The sequence below is a fragment of the Paenibacillus contaminans genome (assembly GCF_003285015.1).
Taxonomy (GTDB): Bacteria; Bacillota; Bacilli; order Paenibacillales; family NBRC-103111; genus Paenibacillus_V; species Paenibacillus_V contaminans.
The window spans coordinates 1-26,368 of sequence record NZ_QMFB01000041.1; the positions used below are offsets into that span (position 1 = coordinate 1).

Below are 26,368 nucleotides of genomic sequence, written 5' to 3' on the forward strand. Positions count from 1 at the left end.
CACTGCTCCCTCAATAGAATTGAGCTACAGTACCTCTTTAGATAACGGGACTTTTTCAGTGGCCTCCCCGATAGTGGACTTGGAAGCTTCTTTTTTTATTTTATAGGAAGTTATGCGAAGCTGTTTCTGTTGCTATACGGGGCTCCCCCGAAAGTGATAGAAATAAGCTGCGAACAAATGCGATACTTTTGGGGGATTTGGTATTGGTCTAGTGGAAACGTTCCAGCTTTCTTAGCGACAGTTAAGCCGTCAGTCAAAAGGCATATCCAAATCCGTCATACGCCCCGGCCGATAGTAAGGATAGTCCATGGCATCTTGAACCTTCCTCACAAAATCGATACCGACGAGCGATTCCACGAAAAACAACCCCAAATCGATCGATGCCGATACGCCGCCGCCTGTAAAAACATTGCCGTCACGAACTATGCGAGATTTGACGACTTCCTCGCAATAGGGGGCAAGAAGATCGTATGCCGACGGATTGGTCGTCGCTTGCTTCCCGCTTAGAAAACCTGCCGCCCCTAACAGGAGCGCACCTGTACAGACGGAAATCTTGTACTTGCAATCCTTGGACGTCTGCAGCCAGGCGATGAAACGATCATCGTTCCGAAGTTGTCGGGTTGGCAACCCGCCCGGGACGAATACGAGATCATATTCCGACAGATCGGGGCGGATACGCCCGACTTTTATCGTCATACCGCGATCGTCGGTAACCTCCGCGTTGATGGCGCACAGATCCCACGAGACATTTTCGTCCGCCTTCATTATTTTCAGCCATGTTACGGCATCAAAAAAGCCCACGAAATCTAAAGAGGTCATGCCGTCAAATAAAATAAAAGCCATTTTCAAAACATGTCACCAACCCTTCGTATGCTTGGATAACGAAAAGAAGCACTCGATCGCAAGATCAAGCACTTCGCCCAGGCGTACGGCCGTTATCGGTGCGCTCCCTCATGGTTATCCATGTTTACGCCAGTTACGCACCGTTCCAATGATTGTTATTCATATTACTGGAATATTCAGAATATTACAAGAGTATTTTTGAGGTAATTTGTTCAAGATGCCGGATAAGCGAAGAGTAGGCGGAGCCGTTATTACTACACCCTAAGCAAAGGTTGCAGAAGTAAAACCCCCAAACAATCGCTTGGGGGTTTTAAGCTTACTTTTTGTTAATATTCGCGTACGCTTCTTCATATTCCTTGATGATTTGATCGCCGCCGGTTTTGCGCCATTGCTCGACCGCTTTGTTCCAGCCGGCCTCGTCGATTTCTCCCATGATGAATTTGGTCTTGGCATCGCTGATGATTTTGGCTAACTCGCTGCCTTTGTCGATATTGGTTTGCGAAATAAGGGCCTGCACCGGATTTTGGATTGCGGTGGGGTAGTTATCGATTTGCATTTGCAGCGCCTTCTCCAGGATAGGCGAGTTGTTGCCCTTCATCGCTGCGGAAGAATCGTCAAACCGCATGAATTCGTAGGAGGCGACCTCCGAGTTGAATTTTTGCACGTCCGTCCGCACGGGCTTGCCGTTGTCCAGCTTATAAGTGGATCCCTCAAATCCCCAGGTAAAGAGGTTCTGCATGTCCGGATCGGCCAATTTGTCCATGTAGCCCAAAATCTGCTTCAGCTGAGCTTCCGTTTTCACGCTGGTTTTGGGAAACATGAATTGCGGAGGGAACGCGCCCCTTGTAATGACACGCACGCCCTTCGGCCCTTCGATCCGGCTGATGACGTCGAGCTTTGCTTGCGGAAAAGCCTTGTACAAATCAATGTAACGGGATTCGACTTCCTCCAGCGCCGCGAATAGCATGCCGGATTTGCCCTTATTGATCATATCGAAGTCGTTTTTGTTAACCGCAAAATCCTTGTTCATCACATTTTCGTTATAAAAAGTTTTATACAGCTTCAGTGCTTCCATATATTCTTGGGTCATGAAGTCGGGCGTCAGCTTGCCGTTCTTGAGCTCGAATTGGTTCGGTCCGCCGAACCAGGAGACGAATAACTCGAAGCCGTTCGCGCCGGCTGCCCCGAAAGCGAGCGTATCCTGCTTGCCGTTTTTGTCCGGATCGCCGGTGGCGAAGGCTTTCATGACCTTGATCAATTCATCAAGCGTTTTTGGCTGCTGCAGGCCCAAATTATCGAGCCAATCTTGGCGAATCACGATGCCGTTGCGCGCTTGCGGAATATATTTATAGATGCCGTAGAGTTTTCCGTCGAAGGAGCTGTCCTTCAGCATCTGCTCGTTGAGCTTGCTGAGGTTCGGATAATCCTTCAAGTACGGCCCGATTTCCCAGAACATGCCTGAACGGACTGCGTTGACCAATCCGGAGTTTTTGTTGCCGTTAGCGAGCACATACAAAATCTGCGGTAAATCTTGAGAGGCGATGCTTGCGTTCATTTTATCGGTGTAAGCGGAGCCCGGCGTCCAAATGATGTCCAGCTTCGTATTGGTGTGCGCCTGTACTTTTTTCAGCGTTTCCCCGTCTTGCTTAGGCGGTTCCGCGTTCCAGTAAGGGATCATCATTTTGATTGCCAAAGGCTCTTTAGACTTCTGGGCTTCCTCTTGCGACGAGCTGCCGCCTTCATTCCCGGTCGTTCCGCTGCCGCCGCACCCGGCGATAAGAGCGCCCGTCAATCCGATTGCAAGCATTGCTGCCGCAGGCTTGTTCCATTTCTTCATGTTACTAACCGCCCCTCATGAATTGTGTTGTATGATACATCTTTACAGGGAAAGATGCAACCATCGTTTCAGCCTTGCTTACCCTTTGATCGAGCCTAAAAATACGCCTTTGGCGAAATGCTTTTGCAGCATCGGATAAACGAGCAGAATCGGTACGGTCGCCACGACGATCGAAGCCATTTTGACGGTCTGGCTGGGCGGGACGAAGTTTGCGTCGAATGCGCTTGAATCGCCTATACCGCCCTCCGATAGAATGACGATTTGACGCAGCAGCACCTGAATCGGCCATTTCGTATGATCGTTTAAGTACAAGATGGCGTTGAAAAAGGTGTTCCAATGCCCCACCGCATAAAATAACGAAAACGTAGCGATCGCGGGCATCGAGAGCGGCAGCACGATCCGGAGCAAAATACCGAAATCGTTGCATCCGTCGATTTTGGCCGATTCCTCAAGGCCGTCGGGCAGCTGCTGGAAAAAGTTTTTCAGCACGATCAGGTTGAAAGCGCTGATGGCGCCCGGGAGAATGAGCGACCAGTACGTATTGATCATGCCGAGCGATTTGACGACGAGATAAGTAGGAATCATGCCGCCGCTGAACAGCATCGAGAAAACGATCATCAGCATGATCGGCTTGCGTCCTGCCAGATGGGTCCGAGCAAGCGGGTACGCCATCAAGATGGTAAATACAAGATTGACGAAAGTTCCCGCCAGCGTAACCAGAATCGTAACGATCAGGCTGCGCGAAAGCGTCTCCGTTGAAAAAATATACTTATAAGCGTCCAGCGAAAATTTCGTAGGAAACAAAACGAACGTTTGTTTCATCAGCACCTCCGAGGCGGTGAACGATGCGCTGATTACGTACAGGAACGGCAGGAACGTAGCCAGCGAGAACGTCAGCAGCACGCCGTATATGCAGATATCGATCAGACGGTTGCCCCAGGTTTTACTCTCGATCATCGTATCCACCTCGCTTCAGAGCAGCGGTATAGAAATCAGGGCGGCGCGCGGTGTTCCGCTGCAGGACGGCGGTCGATTCGCCGCAGGGAGAATATGCTTTCAATAGACGCCCTCCTCGCCGAATTTTTTGGCCAAATAGTTGGCCCCGACGACAAGAACGAAGCCGACTGCCGATTTGAATACGCCGATTGCGGTGCTATAGCTGAATTGTCCTTGCGTGATGCCGCTTGTGTATACATACGTATCGAATACTTCGCCTACATTGCGGTTCAGCGCGTTCAGCATCAAGTAAATCTGCTCGAAGCCGTTGTCCAGAAACGTACCGAGACGCAGGATGAGCAAAATGACGATGACGTTCCGAATCGAAGGCAGTGTAATATGCCACAGCTGGCGAAACCGGCTGGCGCCGTCAATTCTTGCAGCCTCGTACATTTGCGGGTCGACGCCGGCCAGAGCGGCCAGGAAAATGATCGTTCCCCAACCGGTTTCCTTCCAGATCACCTCGGCGGTAATCAGCGTGCGGAACCAGCTTTCGCTTTCCAGGAGGTTAATTTGATTGCCCGTTGTCGCCTTCATCCATTCGGTGACAAGACCGCCTTCCGAGGTAAAGAAGATGTAGGCAATCCCGACGACCACGACCCACGAAACGAAATGCGGAATATAGATCAGCGTTTGCACGAACCGTTTGTACGCTTCCTTCCTCACCTCGTTCAACAGCAGCGCGATAATGATGGGCATCGGGAAAAAAAACAGGATGTTATAAACCGCCAAAATAAAGGTGTTTTTGAGCAGCATCCCGAAGATCGGATTCGTAAAAAATCGTTCGAAATGCTTAAATCCGACCCATTCGCTGCCGGTGAAGCCGAGGAACGGCTGGTAATCCTTAAAGCCGATCAGGACGCCCCACATCGGGACATATTTAAATATAAGGAAGTATGCGATGCCGGGAGCGAGCATGAGATACAACCAGCGATCCCGGATGAACGATTGCATCCGTCGTCTGCGACTCGGCATACGCTCGTTCATGACGCCGGTTTGCGGCATAAAGTTTGACTGCAAGCGAAGATCCTCCTTTTTGGCGAGTATTTTTTGCAAAAGTCCTTACGGGAAATGGCGTATTTGCAACCTGCCCCCATCATCGCTTGTGGAAAGGTAACCGTCTATAATCACTAGAGCCCCTTTTGGGGAAACGGGGATTTGCGCATCGGTAATTCGGGCGATAATCATCGCGGACACTCCTAATCATTTAAGCGCGAGCATAAAAAAATCCCGCAATATGCGCCCGATACAGGCGTTTTGCAGGGAGTGGTTCATATAGAGAAACGTTCCGGCTCATGTTTCGCGGCGTTTCCGGTAATCGCCCGGGGTCATGCCTTCTATCTTACGGAAGCTTCGAATGAAATTTTGCGAGTTGTTGTACTGCAGCTTTTCGGCGATCTCCGATATTTTCATGTCGGTATCGGCTAACCAGGACCTGGCCACCGACATACGGTGCATAGACAGGTAATCGCTGAAGCTGACGCCGGTGCCTTTGCGAAAAACCCTTTTGATGTAGGACGAATGATAATTCAACATCGATGCGCAAATCTCCAGCGTCAATTCCGTGTCGTATTTGTTGTGAATGATTGAGATGACTTCGTCGGCGAGCCGTTTGTATTGGGCCTCGTTTCGTTTTTCGAGCGAATCGATAATAGGGGCGATCAGCGTCTCGGCGAACCAGGTTTCCACTTCATGAAGCGTTTTGATGGCAAAAAGCTGCTTAAACAAGCTTTCCTCTTCCGCAAGCATGGCATGGATCGTTTGGCCCGAATCCTCCGCAACCCGGACGATGTCCGTCAACAGTCTCGACAGGAACAGCTCGTAATGCTTTGGAGCCAGCTCCATCGAGGCGATGTCCGTCATGAACTGCTTCAAACATTGCTCCGCTTTCGCATGATCCGCCATCCGCAATGCATCGCACAGCTCGCTGACCGTTCTTGCGGGATATGGAGGCTCCATCGTTTGGCCGTGCAAAACATCCTCAATATGCAAAATGATCCGATGCCCCAGCTTGATCCGGTAATTAAGCGCCTCGATTCCTTCCCGGAACGCTTGCGGCGCTTTCGCCACATCCTCGAAGGGACGGCTGATGCCGATGCTGACCTGCAGGTCCAGAAGCTCTTTGACGGTTCGCTGGATGTTCTCGGCACATGCAAAAACGTAACCTTTGAAGTCCGCCTCCTGCTCCTCATAGCCGCAGAGCAATGTCACTTGGCTCTGATCAACGGGGACCGGCGTGAAATGCAGCGCGGCAGGCACGAGATCGCCGACGATGTTGTTGATGGCGAACATGAGCAGGTCGTGATCCTGTTTCCGGTAACGCGTACCGTTCAGCGTATCGATTTCGAGCGTCAAGACGCAGAGCCATTTCCAATCCGCAGGGAAGGAGAAAGAAGGCAACTGCTCTTGAATGTCTTGCTCCGACAGCTCGCCCCGGAACAGCTTTTGCATGAAAAACAGCTTCAGCTGCTGAATTTGCGTTTCAATTTGTCCGGTCATTCGAATTTGCATATCTTGCAGTGTACGGATCCGATCCCCGATGTAAGTGAATTCGTCGCTTCTGGCCTTCCCGAAGGGCGGTTCCAGCGTATCGACGACCGATTGGAACAGCTTGCGGACCGGATTGTACATCCGTTTGGAGCCAAGCAGCGCCGTAATCAGAATAACGACGAAGAGCACTACGCAAGTAAGCAGCGTAATCCAGCCGATCGAGCGCGAATCCTTCGTGATCTCAGCGATAGAAACGACGGAGAAATAAGTCCATCCCGTATAGGATGACTTTCGGTAAATGACTTTCATTTTGCCGTCGCCGGTGGAGTCGTCGAGCACGCCGTTGTCTTTACCGGATTGCATCGCCGCTTGAACATAGGAAAGACCGGCAACGTCGCCGCCCAGCATGGACGAGCTCTCATGTGCCATGATGCGGCCGCTCCGGTCCACAATCATAATCGTGTGCCCTTTTTGACCGATTGCGACCATTTTTTGAAGGTATTGAATCGGAATTTGGACGACGATAAGGCCCTCGGGCGGAGAGAACGTGGTAGGAAGCTTTTTGACCAGGCTGACAAATCTTCGCCCATTCACATTTTCCTGAAGCCAGTAGGAGGGGTTGGGAAGACGCAAATAGGTCTGCATACGGTCGGCATGGTCATTAGAGCTGAGACGGGATAATCCGTCATTGTTCAATATCCAATCTTGAGCCGAGCTGATCAGGGAAACGTTTTCAATTCCGAACTCGAACGTTTTCATATACCACAAATTACGCAAAATCTCTTCCACTTCAAGAAAATCGCGGGGAGCGAACGGTTTTCGGATTCCATCCTTGAAAAGAGACGTGTTGGCATGCTGGATGACCATATTGTCCACCGTTTTCAATTCCTGCTCGACGAGCATTTGAATCTGCTGGAGAAGCTGCACGTTGCTCTCCGTCACTTTCGACTGGATCATATCGGACGATTTCATGTAGGAAAACGCGCCGAGCAATATGACAGGCAGTATGGAAAGCATGAAGCTGAACAAGAACAACCGTTTCAAGTAGCGGGATGACTTCAAGATCATAGCTGACCCTTTCGGTGCGCTTACGGCATCTTTTTTAGTTTATTCGGTTTTTCCTTGAGTCAAAGTATATACGGATAAAGCCGAGCTGGGAATGGCAAAATGTTAGGCTTGGGAGGGAATGCGACCGGACAAAACGAGTTATCCTATTTGGATCGGCGATACATATTGCGAGTTATAAATGTTTGGAAAAATGGACAATCTACTTACGCGGCAGAATGGAAAATTTCATGACGGATCAGAAAACACATGTTACCTTTTGCTGAAAAAGGAAAAAATGATAAATAATCCGCAGGGGCGTTAGTTAACACTAGTCGTAATGGGAGTCAATGCTTGAGCGGCAAGGAATCTTGACAAAGTTGTTACAAAACGAGAAAGCACTTGCATCCGTTGTCCGCACAGGCTAACATAGGATAAGATGCACTATTCATGTAAAGGGGGGCCCAATATGTTCTGGGCTGCAGAAGCGGCGAGTTCTACAGCGGTTAAATTTGATCCATTCGATGCGTTCATTATAGTTTTCACTCTGATTCTTGTTTTGGCAGTAATGCGTACGATCTCTGCCAAGCAAAAAAACCTGTTTGCAATTGGCTTCAGTATCGTAAGTCTCATCGTATTTCTTGTGATGGACTTCGTTATGGTCAAAGGCTGGATAGGCTAACGCGAGCCGTATGGCCGGGACGAGCTTCCCGGGACGTGCAGCGGTGAAATAATTGGAGCGAAGGGATTTTCCCTTCGCTCTTTTTGCTCTTAGGTACAGGAACGTCGATGTCGCCGATAGGGGTGGCCTCAGCCTCGGCCGGTGTCTAAGCTTCGACAAAAAGCCTCCAAAACCGCAATACGGTAATGGAGGCTTTTTTCGTTATCCGCCGACCTTATGCGGGCCGGGGGCCGGTCATCGGTGCCTTACACCCACCACATCTCGCCAAGCGGCTCGCGAATCAAAACCTGCTGCAGGTTCTGCACCGCTTTCGTAAAGCCCTCGTCGACGGACATAAGGCCGTCTTCGTGCTCGATGCTTACTACATAGTCATAGCCGACGAGACGCAGCGCGCTGATGATGTCCGCCCAAGTTTTCATGTCGTGGCCGTAACCGACGGTACGGAACTGCCATGCGCGGTCCAGCATCAATGTGTAAGACTGCATGTCGGTGACGCCGTGCTTGTTGACATTGATCGGATCGATCGACGTATCCTTCGCATGGAAGTGATGAATGGCGCCGGCGCGGCCGAGAATGTGGATCGCTTGCACCGGATCGATGCCCTGCCACCACATGTGGCTCGGATCGAGGTTGGCGCCGATTACTTCGCCAGCCGCTTCACGCAAGCGCAGCAGCGTAGCCGGCGTGTGTACCGAGAAGCCGCCGTGCAGCTCGAGGCCGATTTTGACGCCGCGGTCGGAGGCGAATTTACCGACTTCCGTCCAGTAGGGAATCACTTTGTTTTCCCACTGCCAAGCAAGAATTTCTTGAAAATCGTTCGGCCAAGGAGCTACGGGCCAGTTCGGATATTTCGCATCTTCATGATCTCCCGGGCAGCCGGAAAACGTATTAACGACCGGTACCTCAAGACGTTGTGCAAGCTCGATCGTCTTCGTAAGGATGTCTTGCGCTTCTTTGGCGATCGCTTTCTGCGGGTGCAGCGGATTGCCGTGGCAGCTCAGTGCGCTGATGATCAAGCCGCGCGATTCGACCGCTTTCTTGAATGCGTTCAGCTTGCCGCTGTCCGCGAGCAGCTCGTCCGGTTTGCAGTGAGCATCGCCCGGATAAGCGCCTGTACCGATTTCAACGGCACCCAGTCCTTTGGATGCGATGTAGTCGAGCGCTTCTTCAAAAGGCTTTTGCGAGAAAAGTACGGTAAATACACCTAGTTTCATGAGGACACCTCCGAGAATGATGGAAAAGCAGGCAAAATGTACGCGTGTACATTTTGCTGAAAAAGGGACACGCAGCTTGCCGGAAATTTCGTTGTCCAAGGGGATCGCGTGTTACCGGTCCGTCCTCGTGATGCCGATCAATCAAGCAAAGCTCGTGCAGGTGTGCATATATGCTCAGATTATACCATCACTCCCGCTCAAAATGAAGGCAGAGTGAACAATCCGCGATAAATTTTTAGTACGGTTTCGTATCCGGTTGCCGGGCTGTAGCTGTAGACGATAACCGCGAATACGACGATCGCCTGCGTCACGAAGCAGCGAAAATAAAAATAGGAACGCGACACTTTCTTTTTATTGACGGTCGTTTGTCCGAGCAGGCTCTCGATCGCAATGACGATCCCGTGGTAGACGCCCCACAGCACGAACAGCCAGTTGAAGCCGTGCCAAAGACCGATCAGCACCATGATGCCGAAGGACATGGCTGCGCCGGCCCATTTCGAAGGCGTTTGGCGTCCGAAAATGAGAAACACGTGATCGCGGAACCAATCGGCCATCGTTGCATGCCAATTGCGCCAATACTGCGTCAGCGTCGGTGCGGTGAATGGCTTTTTGAAGTTTTCCGGAATATTGTAGCCCATCAGCCGGCCGAAGCCGATTGCAATGTCGGAATACCCCGAAAAATCGAAATATATCCAGATGTAGAACCAAATCATCAGAAACAGCGACTCATGCGTCTGCAGAGTCCCTGCTCCGTCCATCACGTCGTAGAATATGCGGCTCATCCAGGCAACGATGACGAATTTTTTAAACAGGCCGAGGATAATACGTTTGATTCCCGCCTCAAAAGCCGTGGTGTCGACCTGATATGGCTTGCGCGTATCCGCCATAAAATCGCGGAATTTCAAAATCGGCCCCGAGGTGAAGGTCGGTATAAACAGAATGAAATTGAAGTAGTCCATGGCGCCGGCGCGCCCGTCCTTGCCCACGTAGTAAGCGAAGTAATAGGCGTCGATAACCTTCAGCACATTGTAGATGACGCCAAGAAAGAGGACGGCATCGAACAGCGAGTTCGTCCAGACGTCCATTTCGAATAAGCGTAAAGAAGAAACGGCGGCGACGTTGGCGGCGATTGCTGACAAAAACCAGCCTTTGCGCCATTTTGGCACCACGCATAAGAAACGGAAGCCGATAAAGTTCAGCGCGGTCCAAGCCATATAAAAAACGAACAGCTTCTGGCTGTACACGAGCAGGAAAGCCGCATTAAACAGCAGCAGCAGGACGCGCTTGTTGCCCGCCCATCGCCGGGTGAGCATCAGTACCGCGATCATCCCGCACATGGCCAGTATGGACGTCATATTCGTATAAAACATGTGCTAGAACCCCTCGTATATAAAAATACCTTTGCCGGTGTAGTAAACGACGACCAGGACGAGCATGATCAAGTACGCTACGATTTCGATTGCTTTGCGAGCGATTCGAGCCATTCGTCCACCTCCTTCGTAAACAGCGGCGCCCCGTCCTCGCGGTTCAAATGGACGAGATCGTGAAAATATTGCGGTTCGTACCGGCTCATTGCGTCGAATGTTGGAACGTCACCCGCCTTAAGCAGCTTGTTGACCTCTTCCTTCAGCGGCTTCATGTAGGCGAACTCAGGATAGGCCTTATTGTAAGGCATCCAGATGACGCGGAGCGGAATTCGCTCGCGCTTGGCGTATTCGATGACGTACTGCAGGGCATCGAGATTCGCCGAGAAATCCTTCAGCGTCATCGAACCGAACTTTTCATTGTAAAAGTTCCACCGTTCCTTCATGAATTCATCCGTTTTGCGCCCGAAGTACAGCTCCTTGTCGATCCAGCGCGGCTCATAGGCTGACAGCTTGCTGCGATCCAGCTCCACGATGCCCGTATAGAGGCTGCGCAGCGCTTCCTCGCCGGAATCCTTCAAGTAGTCGCGGTAAGCGAACAGGTAGGGCTGGTACCATTTCTTCAGCCATGGATACGTCGAGTCGGTCGAAGGCTCCGTCGGCATCAAGTCTACCATCGTGTGAATATCGATGCCGATGACAAGCTCGTCCTGCACCTTATACAGCTTATGGTCGAGAATTCCCTTCAGGTCGTTGATGCTGCCGTACGACAGCCCCATTTCGACGAGCGGGTGCTTCGACTTGTCTTCGATGTAGGCACCGGTCACCGCCGAATTACCGAAAAAAACCGGGCCGGCATCAGCCCAGTTGTGATGATAGAGCGTTTTGGTGAAATCGTTCTTGTAAAACCGCCGCGACGACTTCAGCGGATCCCAATTGGCTACCGCCAAGTCGGTCGCAACAAAAGCGAGCAGCAGCAGCAGCACGAAGCTGTTGCGCCGCAGGAAAGAAGCGAATCGTTTCACGGTGCATGACCCCGTTTATCCTTGGAATGTCAGAAAGCATATCTCCGCCGATTGTTCCATTTCCCGGTAAACGCCGGCGTAAAGACGCCAGTAGTCGTTTATCCTTGGATTACAGCGATTTTTGCTGCCATTCCGCATATTGCTCGCGGAACGCTTGCGGCCATTGCGCTTGATCCAGCCCGTATTGGGCCAGGAACGCGAATGCCCAGCGCTCGATGCCGAAGCCGACGCAGCCGGTAACGGCGTTGCGTTTGCCCATTTTGATATTGAACGCGTTGCCGAACGTGTTGCTGTGGAAGTTGACGGAGCTGCAGGCGATCGATTTGTCGATATACGGAATGCGCAAGCGCAGCTCGTACTTCATTTCCTGATTGCGCTGGAAAGACGCTTTGACCTGGAAATCGTTCGTAAAAAACGGATCGTTGGCGATTTCCATGAAGCTGTCGACGTTCCATTCGGCGGCCAGTTCTTTCAGGTATTCGATCGACTTCAGTCTGTTCTCCTTGACGAAATCCGGTTTCCCGACAAAAATGATCTCGCGCATGCTGAAATCCAGCAGACGGCCGAAATCGGTGTGGTTTTTGGACTCAAACCGGTGGCATTTGGAGATAGCTGTTACGACGACGCCGTCGCCTTCGAGCGTTTCGTCCTGCAAGCCCTCATAGCAGTGGTAGCAGGTGGACGGATTCATGGCGAACTTCGGACGCGGCATGTTGGCATCCAGCGACATCGGCTCTTCTTGCTTCCAGCCGCCGGCTTCGCGGATCGACTGCGAGAACGTCTCGATGACGTCCAAATCCTCGCGCAGATGCGTCAGGAAATGAATGTGCTCGGGAAACGACGTAAAATGATTCGTTTTGTTGAGCGTTTCGCAGTGGATGACGGCCGGATACGATTCTTCCTTCACATCGAACCGGTTTGCGATTCTGGTCACGAAGGCGTAATCGAGAAAACGCATCAGACTGGAAAACGGCTCGCGGAAGATGAACAGCCCTGGCTCCAGCACTTTGATGATTTTCGACTCGACAAGCTCGGCGATAATGTCGCCTTTGTACGGCGAGTCCACTTTATGTTCAAACAAAATATTCTCTTTGAAGCCGAAATCTCCCTTGGAGAAACGGTCGATCAGCCGGTTGAGCCGGCTTTCGATAACGTCTGCGCCATGCGGCGAGTTGTGCGTAACGCGAAGCGTATCGCCGTCAATGACAATGTCCGTAATCGTCTCATCGACGAAGGCGGCGGCATATTTCAGTTGTCCGTGCTGGCCGGGCGCGAGGCGCTCAAGCGAAACTACGCATTCCATGGGTTTCTACCTCTCAATCTATAGGAAAAAAGGCCGGTCAGGCGTTATTTTCCGGTTTTTTGGGCGATGAACGACGCGATTTCGTTGACGGTATTCATCGAATACAACATCAGATCCTGGTTGGTTACTTGAATGCCGTAAGTTTTCTCGACATGGGCGATCAAGGCCGTGGCCCCGATCGAATCGATATAGCCGTAGTCGAACAAATGTACGTCCCGGCCGAAATCGTCGTCGTCGGCTTCGATTTCGTAACGGTCGCGAATGTGCGTTTCGAGCTCTGCTGCAAGTTGTTCCATTAGGTTGTTCCTCCTTAGGAGTGGATGATTTCGCCCGGAAGCTCCGGCTACTGTGGCTTCACGCGAATCGTCGTTTTATCGCCGTAATGAGTGACGGTGTACGTATGACGCTCCGGATTCTCCTCGATCTTCAGGTTGTCGCCTTCGATCGCGAGCGGCTGGTCCGGCGGACTGTACAGCTTGATTTGCTGCATGCCTTCGCCGTTCAAAGCAATCGTCCAGCCTTTATCCTGCTTGTCGATCGTCATCGGCACATTGACGCGGACGATATGGAAAGGCTCCTTGCGCCAGCTGACGGACAGCTTAGTAGGGCCGGTTAATCCGGCGTACAGCATCTGCTTGTCGCCTTCGGCAGGCGTTTCGCGCTGAAACGCATCGCGGCTCGTATACACCGGCGAATCGACGACAAGCGGATGATTCGCATATCGCTTGCCCGGTTCGATCGCTACGCCGAGCGCGTTGCGGTAATCGCCGGCCTGCGCCGGTACGCTGCCCGTTTGCGGAGTTAGCGTAAGCGTAAGGTGCTCGCCTTTGCCGGCGAGATTTTTAAGCTTGTCCAAGAAGTAAAGCCCCCAGCTTTGACTGACCTTCACTTTGGACGTCAACGCGGTCAAGTAGGATTGGGCCATTTGCGGTTCGGTCATAAAATTATAGTCGTATTCCGTGCGCAGCTTGTCCATATATTTGACGAACGGAAGCAGCTCGTTTTTCAGCCGCAGCGGGTCTGCCGCAGCGTATTCGATGTGTTCGAAATAATCGATCGGCATATCGAGCGCCGTATAAGAGCGGTAAATATCTTCCGTTCCTTGTACGGCAATAACCCCTTCTTTGCTGACCGTTTCGGCAAAACGGACGGCCGGTGCGCCGACGACCATCGGATTTTTCAGCGACCCGTCCGCCAGCAGGAACGGCATGCCCCAAATATAGTCGGGCGTATAGGTCGGATCGATGCGGTTGTTGGACGGCCGGAAGCCGAAATTGAACCAGATGTCCTGTTCGTGCTCATTGCGAAGCGTTTGGAGACGATCGGAATTATTGATCCGCCACGTATGCTGGTTGGTGCCGGGCATGACCCACGGAATGCCTAGCTTCTTGAACGATTCCCGCTGAAGCGCGAGCTCGGCTTTCTCTTGTTCGTCACTTACGTAATGATGCACGTATACGTGCGGATATAAAGGTATTTTGTTGGTCTTCGTATAGTCGATGAATTCCTTTAGCCCTGCGGCATAAGGGAAGTTCGGATCGTCGACCGTGACCGGATCGCTGAACCCGATCTGCCCGACGACGAGATCCGGCTTGCCGTCTCGGTTCACGTCATGAACGACCGGTACCGAGTAGTGACCGCCGACAAGCGCATGGGATCCAAGCATGTTTTTGGTTTCACCGGCAATCGGCCCCTGATTCAGCCAGCTGCCGTTGCGCTGCTCGAACAGCATCACGTCTCCGTCGCTGCTGCCGACGAGCAGCTCAAGCTTGCCGTCGCCGTTCATGTCGGCAAGTGCCGGAGCGGCGTATGGCGCGGACAGCTGTGCGATCGCGATGCCGCGCTCGAAGTCGAGCGGGCGGCCCGGTACGCCGCGGAACAGCGTGACGGCTCCGCGGCTGTCGCCGACGAGCAAGTCGGGCGTGCCGTCGCCGTCGATATCGCCGATTGCGGGCGCCGCATTCGCAGTAACCGCGAGCGGCTTGCCGTCCGCCATGAGCCGCTGAGGTGCGGCATAAACGGCTTTGACGAAGCCGTTTTGCTTGCCCGGCGCGCTTGCGGCCGCCGCCGCTTCTGCCCCGCCGAGCGCCAGCGACACGTACAGCTCGCCTGCGCCGTTGCCGAGCACGAGGTCGGCGCGCCCGTCGCCGTTCAGATCGGCTGCCGCCAGCGTGCCGAACTCGCCGATCGAAAGCGGTTTGCCGTTCGCCTGCAGCAGCTTCTCCGGCGGCCCGAACGCGTCCGGCGCGGCGAGGCCCTCGGGGAGCGGCTGCGAAGCGTAGGCGTCGTCCTTCGCGCCGAGGTTGCGGTAGGCGTAAATAAAGCCGTCCGCACTGGCCGCGAGCAAGTCGGCTGTTCCGTCGCCGTCCAGGTCGACGAAAGCCGGATACATCCGGTAAGGATCCGTCATCGGACTGGACAAATCGTTCGGAGCGGAGTACGGCGCCTGCTTGATCGGACGGCTGCCGCTTGCGAGCTTGACGCCGCTGGAATAGAAGGAATTGGCGAATTCGCCGATAAATTTCGGCTGCTGAGCCGTTCCCGCATTCAGATGGACAATCGCGTTCTCCCACCATTTGTTCCACTCAAACGAGCCGCGGACGAGCGAGTAGGACGGGATTTCATTGTATTCCTTCAGCAGCTCCGCCCATATGATGCCCGAGCCGTCACGGAACCCCGGCAGCGCTTCGAAATGGTTCTGGAACGCCATCGCCGGCCGGCCGTAAGGACCGAGCACCTTCGTCACGCTGTAGCCGAGCTTTTCCTTGGAAACATAGCTCACGTAAGCGTTGCGAAGCTGGTAGTTTGCGGCTGCAAAAGAAAATTGAAAATAAGGCTGCAGCGGCAGCGGGTTTTTGAAATCGAAATAAGTCGTACCCGGTCTGCGCGGATGATTCTTTTCTTGCTCGGCTGCAAGCTGCGAAAAGCCTTGCGCCGCATCGTATCCGCTCTGCAGATCGAAGCCGGTTATGAAATAACGGTTCGGCAGGAACGTTCCCGCGAGCAGCACGGAGCCTTCTCCGAAGCGGTTGACGGTCATCGCGGATACGCCGTTCACCTTCACGACCGTTTCGGCGGTCGTAGGCACGATTCCTTTGCCCCAGAGGAACCCCGGGAGGGCATTAAAGCCGCCGTGAGCGCCGAAATTGTCTGCGAACAGTTGAAACACCTGCTGCATGCCTTGTAAATGGACATCGACGGCAGGGTAGTCGAAATTGGTGCCGCTCGTTTCGTCCGGAATGTCGGAAAGCGCGGAAGCGCCGAGCATATCGAGCGGGAAATCGGCGGCAAAGCCGTTCTCCAAAAACAAATGGCCGCCTGCGCGGACATAGCCGGTCAATTTTGGCAGTGCCTGCCGCAAAACGTCGGTATGCTGCAGTCCCGGATCGAGATAAATCGCGTCATAGCCGCGCAGCTTTCTCTCGGACATGCCGTCCAGAGCCGTTCTAGTTATGTAGGCATTGGCCGACAGCGTTTGATGAAGATTGTCGTAAGCCGACGCGTCGAATGCATCCGCGGAAGTTGCATAAAGCAAGTCGAGCCGGTCTTCCTTTGGCACGAAAAAAAGAGCGGCAACGAGCAAAAGCAGCGCTCCGGCAGCTGCCAGTAAGGTCGATCGGAGTTTATTCAAAGCAAAAACCCTCTAACGAATTGGATTGCAAAGCTTACGCTATTATACCATTTTCCGCGAATGATGTTAACTTGGGTCGAAATATGGTAGGGAATAGGAGAAAATGAACGCAAAAAGCCCCTCCGGTATATATTCCCGGATAGGCTTATAAGCTGAAAGCGGGCAACCAGCGCTCCGGCCCGAACAGCGGCTTGGCTTATGCATCCCGACTTCCATTGGGCACGATTATTGCTTGGCGATGTACATGAAGAGTAAAGCGATCGCGACGCCGAAAAGCAGCTGCACAAACGATTTTGCGCCTTTGCTCATTCCGGTACCTCCTTTCCGGTGAGTAACGGTTGGTCTTCTTATTTGTCGAAGCGTTTTTTGCCGTAGACGATGTAGCAGACGACGAGCGAGAGCGCCGCCCAGATTACGATATTAACCAGATGGCTGTACATAGAAGCCACGCTTACTCCTTGGCTCAGCTTGATGACCGCATCCATAAAATGCTGCGTCGGCAGGAAACGGACCGCGGATGAAACCAGGGGCTGCTTGAGCATCGGCGCGAAAGCGGGAGCCATGACGAAAATCAGCAGGACGGGAAGTCCGGTGATGCTCGTTTCCGAAACGGTGCGCGAGACAAGCCCGATGATCGTACCTATAGCGATGAACATGACCAGCGACAGGAGGAGCATGATGGCGATAAATCCAAGTCCGGCAAGCTGAATGTCCGAAATGAAGACACAGCCGGCAACGACGATGAATGTGAGGAGCGTAGTCAGCGCGCTTTTGCCGAGCAGCACCTCGGACGTGGAGGCGGGCGAAAGCATGAGCACGCGAAGCGTATGTTTTTCTTTTTCCTCCGAAATCATGTTGGCTTGGACGAATGCGCCCGTCATCGACAGCGCGAGCAGAATCGGAAAGATGAGCGCTTCGATTCCGCCGTCCATTTTGCTGTATAGGAAGGCGAACATGACCGGCATGGCGGCAAGCAGCAAAATTTGCGGGTTTTTCATGGCGTCCTTCCACTCTTTGGACAGGATCGCTGTAAATCGTTTTGTTGAGAATGTCATTGTAATTCCCTCCCGGTCAGTTGTACGAAAATATCTCCCAAAGTCGGCTCGTTCGAATGGATCGCCAGCAATTTGCCTTGCGTAATCAACGCTTGAATTTGCTTCGCGCCGTTGTCATCCTTATGGACGATGAACGATCCTTCGGACGTTTTGACGGTAATCGTCGGGTCGGCATAAGCAAGACGCAGGTTTTGCGGCGTGTCCATGGCGGTAATGACGCCGTTGTTTATAAAGGCGATACGGTCGCACAGCTGCTCGGCTTCCTCCATGTTATGGGTGGTCAGGAAGATCGTCGTGCCCTCCTGATTAAGTCTCGTCAGCGTCTTGCGGATATGCTGCGCATTGACCGGATCGAGCGCGGAAGTCGGTTCATCGAGAAACAACAGGTCCGGCTTGTGCAAAATCGCTCTGGCAAGCGTTACCCGCTGCTTCATGCCCTTGGACAGCTGTTTGACCGGCGTCCGCTGCTCGTTCCCCAAGTTGACTTCGTCGAGCACTTCGCCGATGCGCTTCAGCGGCACGTCGTAGAGCTTGCAGAAGAGCTCGAGATTATCGTAAATGCTGAGCCGTTCGTATAATCCGCTGTTGTCGGTGAGAATGCCGATTCTTTTTAAATACTGGGGACGGTTCGCCTTCGCCAGATTGACGCCGAATACTTCGACGTCGCCCGCCGTATGGAGCAGCTGGGAGGTTAAAATTTTCACCGTCGTCGTTTTGCCCGAGCCGCTGGGTCCGAGAAATCCGAAAATTTCTCCTTGTTTTAAATGAAAGCTTATATCGTTCAGGGCTGTTTTGTCGCCGAAAGCTTTCGTCAATCGCTCTACTTTAATCGCGTTCGTCATAGGGTCAACCTCGATTCGTTTTGGTGTGGCTTACATTTCCCACTATAGGACGAACCGGCTGAGAACGCAGTAAAATCGGGCTCAAAAGAGTATTCCGGATGGTGAACGCTACATATTTAGGGTTGAAAGATACGTGGTTTAGATGCCCAAAATGTACTTGAGCTCGTCGAATTTGCCCTTCGAAAGCGGAATCGAGCTTTTGAGCTCGTCGTCCAGCACGAGACTGAAGCTATTGCGCGTCCAGGTGATGACCTCGCGTACCCGCTGCAGGTTGACGATGTAGGAACGGTGGCAGCGAAAGAAGCCGAAAGCCTTCAGCTTTTCTTCGAGCTCGTTCAGCGTCAGGGTGCACGGAAAAACTTCTTTGCGTACATGCAGCTGGGAGACGCCCTCGTTGCTTTCGATGAAGTTGATTTCGAGCGGATCGAACAAAATGATTTTGTCGTTGATTTTGGCCGGTATCTTTTCCATCTTCATCGGACGGAGCGTTTCGAGCGGCGTTTGGATCGTCTGCTTGGAGTCAGGCTCCGACGGTACTTCTGCTTCGCCTGCATGGTCGTCGGGATTATTCGGCTGCGCGACAGTTGCTGCTGAATGATCAGCTGCGGCCGGCTGATCCTCAGATGGCTCGGGCTGAACGGCAGCTACTGCCTCCTCATGGGACAATGTCTGTTCGCCGCCGACATTTGGATTATCCGGGAGCGTATGCTGAGCATCTTGACGTTCCTTCGCCGAATTTCGTTCAGCCGGCTCTTCGTCGGCCGTTTCGATCTGCTTCAAACCGGATTCGGTCAGCCGATATACGTTGTTCGTCAATGAAATCGCCTGCTCCAGCGACGATGTCGTAATGAGCACAGCTTTTCCTTCCTCTATAAGCTTGGCGACAACGCTGCGAAAAATGAGGCAGCTCTCGATATTCAAGTTTTGCTCGGGATCTTCCATTATAATGAGCGTAGGATCCTGCACGATGCAACGCGCCAGCAGCAGCCGGCGCTGCTCGGATAAAGTCAGCATGGAAATGCGGACGTCCGTTTTGTCGGCAAGCCCCACCTTCTGAAGCAGAGCCGGTATGGAAGGGGAGACGTCGTACAGATCGCTCCAAAACTTGACATACTGCTTGGCGGTCAGCCGTTCGTATAAGCCGTCGTTTTGAAAGCAGACGCCGATGTTTTTCAATACTTGTTTATCGTTCATATCCAAAACCGACCCGTTCAAAAGCACGGTTCCGCTTGATAGAGGCAAAAGACCGAGAATGAGGCGGATCAGCATCTGTCCGACCTCGGCGTGGCATTGAATGGCGGTGCACTCTCCGCGGGCTACGGTCAAATCGAATGCAGGGACAGGCGTCGAATTGCCGACCGCTTTGGAAATATTTTGGAGACTTAGTACAGTCATGATTCCGTATCCTCCGATTGCGAAAGCAGTATAGTAAGGTAAGAGCCCTACGCGGACCTTGAAAGTATAATCCGAATCGAAGGCCGAAGCAATGTGCCGGTATGGAGCAAATCGTTATGCCGCCGCTGCATATCCGCGGAGCCGGAGATGAACCGAAGCGGCAAATCTGGTACACTATAAGGAAGGAAGCCGGGGGTGCCTAAACCGCCGCTTTATATTGGAGGCTAAACGAATGAGTGGTATAAGGAAAGAGGACGTCGAGCTGCTGGCGCCCGCCGGAGACTGGGACTGCCTGCGGGCCGCGGTCGCGAACGGGGCGGATGCGGTTTTTTTCGGCGTCGAGAAGTTTAACGCGAGAGCCCGCGCCAACAATTTTCTGATGGACGAGCTGCCGGACATTATGTCGTTCCTGCATCTGTACGGGGTGAAGGGATATTTGACTTTTAATATACTTGTGTTCGAAGAAGAGCTGCCGGAGGCCAAACGGCTGATCGAGGCTTGCATAGAGGCCGGCGTGGACGCCGTTATCGTACAGGATCTGGGTCTCGTCAAAATGATCCGCGATTTGTCGCCGGACTTCCCGATTCACGGCTCGACGCAAATGACGATCACCTCTCCGGAGGCGGTCGAATTTACGAAGCCGTTCGATCTGGAAGTCGTCGTGCTCGGCCGCGAAAATAATTTGAAGCAAATCAAGACGATAGGCGAGCAGGCGAAGCTCCCGATGGAGGTGTTCGTACATGGCGCGTTGTGCGTGTCGTATTCCGGACAATGTCTCACTTCGGAAATGTGGGGCGGACGCTCCGCGAACCGCGGCGAATGCGCGCAGGCGTGCCGCTTGCCTTACGATTTAATGGTAGACGGCGTACAGAAGCCGATGGGCGACGTCGCTTACTTGCTGTCGCCCAAAGATTTGGCGGCGATCGAGCTGATGCCGGAGCTGATCGAAGCGGGCGTCAAATCGTTTAAGATCGAAGGCCGCCTGAAAACCCCCGAGTATGTGGCGAACGTCGTCAGCAAATACCGCAGGGCGATCGACCGGTATTTCGAGGGCAGCCGCGCGAAGCCGACCCGCGAGGAAATGCGCGAGCTGGAGCAAAGCTTCTCGCGCGGCTTCACGTACGGGTTCTTAAAGGGAACGAACAATAAGCTGCTTGTCGAAGGGACGTATCCGAAAAGCCGCGGCGTCTTTCTTGGCTGCGTGAAGCAGGTGCTGCGCGATGCCGTCATCTGCGAGCTGGAAGCGCCGCTCAAGCGCGGCGACGGCATCGTGTTCGACGCGGGCGATCCGACGAAGAAGGAAGAAGGCGGCCGGGTATACGATTTGCGCCGTAAAGGGGTTAAGCTCGAAGGCGAAGCGCCTGGTGGACTTATCGAAATCGTAACGGGACGCAATGACGTCAACCTCGGCCGCGTCCATGTAGGCGACCGGATTTGGAAGACGAACGATCCGCATCTCGATAAGCGGATGCGTCAATCTTTCGAGACGGACAAGCCGTATCGGACGTTCCCGGTGACGGTCAAAATTACCGGCCGCGCCGGCGAGCCTCTGCGGACCTGGTGGATGGATGTGCCGACCGGCCGCACCGTAGCGGTCGAATCCGAGCTTCCGCTTGCGCCGGCCGAGAAGCGTCCGATGGACGAGACGCTGTTTACGGAGCAGTTCGGGCGGCTCGGCGGCACGATTTACGAGCTTGGCGGGCTGGATGTGCAGCTGGAAGGCGCATTGATCGTGCCGATGCGCGAGCTGAACGCCATCCGCCGCCAAGCGGTCGAGCTGCTGACAGCCGAACGGCAGAAGCCGCGGGCGTACACGCATCGCACCGTCGAGCCTTATGCGGATGCCGCTTTGCCGGCTCCGGAAGCCGGTGCCGCGCGGCTGATCGCGCTTTGCCGTACGCTGGAGCAGGTGAAGGCCGCGGTTGAAACCGAAGTCGAGCTCATCTATGCCGATTTCGAGTTTATCAAGCAGTTCCCCGCGGCAGTGGAAGCGGTGCGTGCAGCAGGCAAAAAAATCGCACTGGCCACTCCGCGTATCCATATGCCCGGAGAAACGGGCTATTTCCGAAACATCCTGAATCTGAAGCCGGATGCGATACTCGTGCGCAACACCGGAGCTATGTATTATTTCATGAAGGAGCGGATGAGCGCGCCTAACGGCGTCCATCCGGAGCTGATCGGTGATTTCTCGCTGAACATCGCCAATCACAAGACGGCGGAGCTGTTCCTGGATGCAGGATGCGCACGCGTAACGCCGTCATACGATTTGAACATCCAGCAAATGGTCGACATGCTGCGCCGTTCCAGTACAGCCAAGCTTGAAATCGTCATCCACCAGCATATGCCGATGTTCCATACGGAACATTGCGTCTATTGTACCTTCCTAAGCGAGGGTACCGATTACACGAACTGCGGCCGCCCTTGCGAGGAGCACCGCGCTTCGCTGCAGGACCGCGTCGGCATGAGCCATCCGGTCCGCGTCGATGAGGGGTGCCGGAATACGGTGTACAATGCAATCGAGCAGTCAGGCGCCGAATATTTGCGGAATTTTATGGAGCTTGGCGTTTCCTCGTACCGGGTAGAGTTTCTGGAGGAATCGGCCGAGAAGGTGCATGAGGTCATCGGTCTTTACAGCCGGGCGCTTCGCGGAGAACTGAGCGGAACGCAAGTATGGAAAACGCTCAAGGCGACCAATCAGCTTGGCGTTACGCGCGGACAGCTCGTTAAATAAAGAAGCGGCTTCATTAACGCATCTGTAAATAAAGAACCTAGTGGAATGTGAACGTTCCGCTAGGTTCTTTATTTTGTCCGGAAAATATATCGCGAAAGCGGTTCTAAACCCGCTAATCGTTCTTTATTGACAGGATGGCACAGCCGTGTATCTTTTTATAAGGACATAAAATGTATAAAATAAACGATTGACATCGAAGTTGAGAATCATTATCATAGATAGTATAATAATGAGAATGAATTTCATTTATTTGCATATAAAACGTAATAGAACGTTGCGGAATTCGGAAATGAACAGCGGAAATAAGAAATGTAAATGTGGATTGCGTATTGCGAAAGGAGACGGTTGTCGGCCATGGGTGTACTCTATACGGAACAACTGCAGATCGGCTATGATGAACGCGTTATCGTCCAAAATTTGAATCTCTCCGTACCGGAGGGGAAAATTACGGCCTTGATCGGTGCGAACGGTTCGGGAAAATCGACGATTTTGAAGACGATGGCACGGATGCTGAAGGCAAGTCAGGGTACCGTTTATCTTGACGGCCGCTCCATTCAAAAGCAATCGACGAAGGAAGTGGCTAAGCAGCTCGCCATTTTGCCGCAAAATCCGACGGCTCCGGAAGGGCTGACGGTCAGCGAGCTCGTCGCATACGGACGTTTCCCGTATCAACGGGGGTTCGGTACGCTTACCCGCGAAGATAAAGATATTATCAGATGGTCCATAGATGTGACGGGGATGGGTGAATTTGCCGACCGTCCGGTCGATCAATTGTCGGGCGGACAGCGTCAGCGCGCATGGATTGCGCTTGCATTGGCGCAGCAGACCGATATTCTGTTCCTTGACGAGCCGACTACGTTCCTCGATATGGCTCACCAGCTTGAAGTACTGAAGCTTCTGGAGAAGCTGAACACCGAGCAGAAGCGGACGATTCTGATGGTCGTGCATGATTTGAACCATGCTTCCCGCTATGCGCATCATATTGTAGCAATCAAAAAGGGGACTGTTATCAGCGAAGGAAGCCCTGGGGAAGTCATGACGCCTGAGGTGCTGCGCGAAGTGTTCGGCATCGAAGCCGACATCGTCAGCGATCCGCGCACGGGAGCGCCGCTTTGCCTGCCGTTCGAGCTGGCGGTTGCGCGATAACATATTTTGGACATAGCGAGACCCCGGAACGCCTCGAAAGGCGCTTCCGGGGTTTTGAGTTTGAGAAAGCTATTCCCTTTGGGCCGGCAAACTTGTATACGTAGTGGGATCGGTCATCGCGATAAAAGGGCTTGGTTCGCCCATACAGTATACGTCAAGACGGTGCATCGCTCTGGTGCAGGCCGTATAAAACAGCTTACGCTCACGCTCCCGGCCGTACTTGTTTCCGGAGCCGTCGTAGATGATGACCGCATCGAACTCGATTCCTTTGGCCAGGTAAGAAGGAATGACGACAACGCCCGTTTCGAATGCAGCCGAGTCTTTGGAAATGAGACGCAGCGGTATGTCCGTTAAAGAGGAAAGAGCTGCAAAAGCTTCGGCGCATTCTTTGGCCGTTTTGCAAATGACGGCAGTCGTCCGAAACCCTTCGTGCTGCAAGTCATGCAGCCGATCCGCGATTTTGGCGTGCAGATCCGCGTAATCCTCCGCAGCCGTTACCGTCGGCTTCTCCCCGTCGCGATTGAACGGCTCGATCAGTCCGCCGTCCGCGAGCATGCCGCGGGTAAACTCGACGATCGGGCGGGTGGAGCGATAAGTGCGGGTGAGCGCGATCGTTTCCGTCACGGCCTCGCCGTACAAGCCGAGCAGCACTTCGAATTCGGGCAGAGCCGAATGGGCGTAAATCGCTTGATTCAGATCGCCCAGCACCGTCATCCGGCTGCGAGGGAACAGCTTCTTGAGAAATTCGTATTGGAAAGGCGTGTAATCCTGCGCTTCGTCTACGAACACATGCATAATGTTCATGTTGATCTGGAAACCCTCGATCAATTCTTGCAAATACAAATACGGCGTAGCGTCCTCATATGCTAGCTCTCCCTGGTCAAGCTTCTCTACGGTGAATTTACAAATCTCCGGCAAAAGGGACGGAGCGGCTTCTTCGCCGATCATCTCCAGAAGGGTGTCCGAATCCGCGAATAATCGGCGGTACGTAGCGGGCAAATCGATAAAGCGCAGCTTTTTGACCCGCGAGGCGAGACGGAGCGTATGTCGTCTGATAACCAGCTCCCTCAGCAAATCGCTTTCCCGCTGTCCTTCGTTGAAAGCGCCTTGACGTTTGCGGCGTTCCCGCCGCAGCTGCTTGAATGCCTTCTGATAATCCTCCGGATCCAGCAGCTCGACCTCTTCTTGAACCCAAGGTTTGTTGCGTTCCGCGTGCATAATCGTTTCAAGCCGCTCCAGCAGCCATTCCACGACAACGTGAATGCGGGGGGATAGCTTCGTCGTCGTCGTAATCGAATAAAATTTATCGGAGATCTCCGAGGCCGGGATCAGGACGCGTCCCCGCAGCTTAATGTCTTTGAAAACGAGGCCTCGGCTCTCCAGCTCGGTTCTGTAGCTCTGAATGACGTCCAGGAAAGCGGCCGACGATTTAAACGTTATGCTCCCGATTCGCGCATCGTAGCCGGGCTCACCTTCGGCTGTCAACACATACTCCATCTGGTCGAACGGATCTTCCACACGGAACGTTTGGGAAAGGCGGTGCTCGAGGTAGTCCTGGAAGGTCGTCTGCTGCATATTCTCTTCCCCGAGCTCCGGCAGCACGGTCGATACATAACGATTGAACATCGGATTCGGCGAAAACAAGACGATTTGATCGGCCGACAGCATGTGGCGGTACTTATATAGAAGGTAGGCGACCCGCTGCAGCGCAGCCGACGTTTTGCCGCTTCCCGCAGGACCGGATACGATCAGCAGCCGGTTTTCATCGTTGCGGATGATACGATTCTGCTCGCGCTGGATCGTCGCCACGATATTTTTCATCTGATTGTCTGCGCCCTTGCCCAGTACCTGCTGCAATATTTCGTCGCCGATCGTCAAGCCCGTGTCGAACATCAGCTCGAGCTCGCCGGCGCGGATGACAAACTGTCTTTTGAGTTCCAAGGTGCCTTCGATTTTCCCGGAAGGGGTTTCGTAAGCGGCCGGTCCCGGGCCGTAATCGTAATACAGGCTGGAAATGGGAGCCCGCCAATCATATACGAGGAAGCGATCGCCCGTTTCGTCCAACAAGGAGGCAATGCCGAGATAGACGATATCCTGCTCGTCCGAGCCGTCTTCCTTGAAGTCGATGCGGCCGAAATAAGGCGATTGCTGCAGCCGTGAAAGCTTGACGATTTGCTGCGCGGCGTGGCGGTGGCTCCGCTCGCGTTCGGAGAGCAGCTCCGCTTGCTGCTTTACGCTGATGTACGTTTCCACGATGTCGTCGGTACTGCCTCTGTCGATCGTTACTTCGTCCCAGAAGTGTTTGCGGATATCCACGACCTGCTCTTTAATATCGCCTGTACGCAGGGATAACTGGTCGATATTGGTTCGGATCATTCGCATCACTCTCTGGACACGCTGCTGTTCTTCCTGGCGTTCCGCCCGATCTGCGCTCAACTTCGTCACTCCTTCGGCTAATTTGCTTGACAACGGTTCAATGTTCCGATATAATTGGCATATAAAAATTAAAATCGCGATTAACAGGCCCTTATTTTTAATCAGGGTATTTTCCATTTTAACATATCATTGCATTTGCATGCAACCAAAGATAAAGCCGGTTTCTCCTGTTGGCAGGGGGGGCCGGTTTTTTGATTTGTTTGGATTATAAACGGTATAGCGATATCCGCCAGTAATTATTACTATACTCATTAATAATATGATAAGTAATAATTTTCTTTAAGTTGAAACATCTGGATGTTGATGTGCGTCTAAGAGACAGGAGTTTGTTCAT

Annotated in this window: 18 protein-coding genes and 1 riboswitch; of the genes, 3 read left to right on the forward strand and 15 right to left on the reverse strand. The window is 53.1% G+C overall.

Annotation, left to right across the window (positions count from 1 at the left end; all coding sequences use genetic code 11):
• Positions 1-249: 249 nt before the first annotated feature.
• The 5 genes from DQG23_RS37100 to DQG23_RS37120 all read right to left on the reverse strand — a co-directional run bounded on the left by DQG23_RS37100 (position 250) and on the right by DQG23_RS37120 (position 7,234).
• Positions 250-849 carry a DJ-1/PfpI family protein gene (locus DQG23_RS37100; protein ID WP_113036096.1) on the reverse strand — a complete coding sequence of 200 codons (600 nt, stop codon included), beginning with the start codon at positions 847-849 and terminating at the stop codon, positions 250-252.
• A gap of 62 nt (positions 850-911) precedes the next feature.
• Positions 912-990, reverse strand: a riboswitch (ZMP/ZTP riboswitch).
• 169 nt (positions 991-1,159) lie between these two features.
• Positions 1,160-2,680 carry an extracellular solute-binding protein gene (locus DQG23_RS37105; protein WP_113036097.1) on the reverse strand — a complete coding sequence of 507 codons (1,521 nt, stop codon included), beginning with the start codon at positions 2,678-2,680 and terminating at the stop codon, positions 1,160-1,162.
• A 78-nt stretch (positions 2,681-2,758) separates the two neighbouring features.
• Positions 2,759-3,637: a carbohydrate ABC transporter permease gene (locus DQG23_RS37110; protein ID WP_113036098.1), complete on the reverse strand. Its 879-nt coding sequence runs from the start codon at positions 3,635-3,637 to the stop codon at positions 2,759-2,761.
• A gap of 99 nt (positions 3,638-3,736) precedes the next feature.
• Complete coding sequence (locus tag DQG23_RS37115; protein ID WP_238178222.1) at positions 3,737-4,663, reverse strand: ABC transporter permease; 927 nt, start codon at positions 4,661-4,663, stop codon at positions 3,737-3,739.
• 306 nt (positions 4,664-4,969) lie between these two features.
• Positions 4,970-7,234: a helix-turn-helix domain-containing protein gene (locus DQG23_RS37120; RefSeq protein ID WP_113036099.1), complete on the reverse strand. Its 2,265-nt coding sequence runs from the start codon at positions 7,232-7,234 to the stop codon at positions 4,970-4,972.
• Between the two features lie 445 nt (positions 7,235-7,679).
• Between DQG23_RS37120 and DQG23_RS37125 the strand changes: the two genes are divergently transcribed.
• The gene (locus DQG23_RS37125; RefSeq protein WP_113036100.1) at positions 7,680-7,892 is read left to right on the forward strand and encodes a DUF2759 family protein; all 213 of its coding nucleotides are present in this window, start codon (positions 7,680-7,682) and stop codon (positions 7,890-7,892) included.
• 245 nt (positions 7,893-8,137) lie between these two features.
• Here the strand turns inward: DQG23_RS37125 and DQG23_RS37130 are convergent, their stop codons facing one another.
• The 9 genes from DQG23_RS37130 to DQG23_RS37175 all read right to left on the reverse strand — a co-directional run bounded on the left by DQG23_RS37130 (position 8,138) and on the right by DQG23_RS37175 (position 19,721).
• Positions 8,138-9,106 (reverse strand): sugar phosphate isomerase/epimerase family protein, encoded by a 969-nt coding sequence (locus tag DQG23_RS37130; RefSeq protein ID WP_113036101.1) that lies wholly within the window; start codon positions 9,104-9,106, stop codon positions 8,138-8,140.
• A 197-nt stretch (positions 9,107-9,303) separates the two neighbouring features.
• Complete coding sequence (locus DQG23_RS37140) at positions 9,304-10,476, reverse strand: MBOAT family O-acyltransferase (RefSeq protein ID WP_113036103.1); 1,173 nt, start codon at positions 10,474-10,476, stop codon at positions 9,304-9,306.
• Positions 10,477-10,553: 77 nt separating this feature from the next.
• Positions 10,554-11,495, reverse strand: coding sequence for a hypothetical protein (locus tag DQG23_RS37145; RefSeq protein WP_113036104.1), 942 nt, complete (start codon positions 11,493-11,495; stop codon positions 10,554-10,556).
• 109 nt (positions 11,496-11,604) lie between these two features.
• Positions 11,605-12,798, reverse strand: a complete 1,194-nt coding sequence (locus tag DQG23_RS37150) for a hypothetical protein (RefSeq protein ID WP_113036105.1) — start codon at positions 12,796-12,798, stop codon at positions 11,605-11,607.
• Positions 12,799-12,842: 44 nt separating this feature from the next.
• A complete protein-coding gene (locus DQG23_RS37155) occupies positions 12,843-13,094 on the reverse strand; it encodes an acyl carrier protein (protein ID WP_113036106.1) in 252 nt (83 codons plus the stop codon).
• A 47-nt stretch (positions 13,095-13,141) separates the two neighbouring features.
• A complete protein-coding gene (locus tag DQG23_RS37160) occupies positions 13,142-16,429 on the reverse strand; it encodes an FG-GAP repeat domain-containing protein (protein ID WP_113036107.1) in 3,288 nt (1,095 codons plus the stop codon).
• A gap of 347 nt (positions 16,430-16,776) precedes the next feature.
• Positions 16,777-17,484: an ABC transporter permease gene (locus DQG23_RS37165; protein WP_113036108.1), complete on the reverse strand. Its 708-nt coding sequence runs from the start codon at positions 17,482-17,484 to the stop codon at positions 16,777-16,779.
• Positions 17,481-18,326, reverse strand: coding sequence for an ABC transporter ATP-binding protein (locus tag DQG23_RS37170; protein WP_113036109.1), 846 nt, complete (start codon positions 18,324-18,326; stop codon positions 17,481-17,483). Before DQG23_RS37170 ends, DQG23_RS37165 begins: the two co-directional genes overlap by 4 nt.
• A gap of 138 nt (positions 18,327-18,464) precedes the next feature.
• A complete protein-coding gene (locus DQG23_RS37175; RefSeq protein ID WP_113036110.1) occupies positions 18,465-19,721 on the reverse strand; it encodes a LytTR family transcriptional regulator DNA-binding domain-containing protein in 1,257 nt (418 codons plus the stop codon).
• 232 nt (positions 19,722-19,953) lie between these two features.
• On the opposite strand from DQG23_RS37175, the gene DQG23_RS37180 reads away from it, so the two are divergent.
• Positions 19,954-22,452, forward strand: coding sequence for a U32 family peptidase (locus tag DQG23_RS37180; RefSeq protein ID WP_113036111.1), 2,499 nt, complete (start codon positions 19,954-19,956; stop codon positions 22,450-22,452).
• A gap of 354 nt (positions 22,453-22,806) precedes the next feature.
• On the forward strand, positions 22,807-23,598 hold the full coding sequence (locus tag DQG23_RS37185) for an ABC transporter ATP-binding protein (RefSeq protein ID WP_113036112.1): 792 nt from the start codon (positions 22,807-22,809) through the stop codon (positions 23,596-23,598).
• Between the two features lie 69 nt (positions 23,599-23,667).
• Here the strand turns inward: DQG23_RS37185 and helD are convergent, their stop codons facing one another.
• Entirely contained in the window at positions 23,668-26,043 is a 2,376-nt protein-coding gene (helD, locus tag DQG23_RS37190) for an RNA polymerase recycling motor HelD (RefSeq protein WP_420330274.1), read from the reverse strand.
• Positions 26,044-26,368 lie beyond the last annotated feature (325 nt).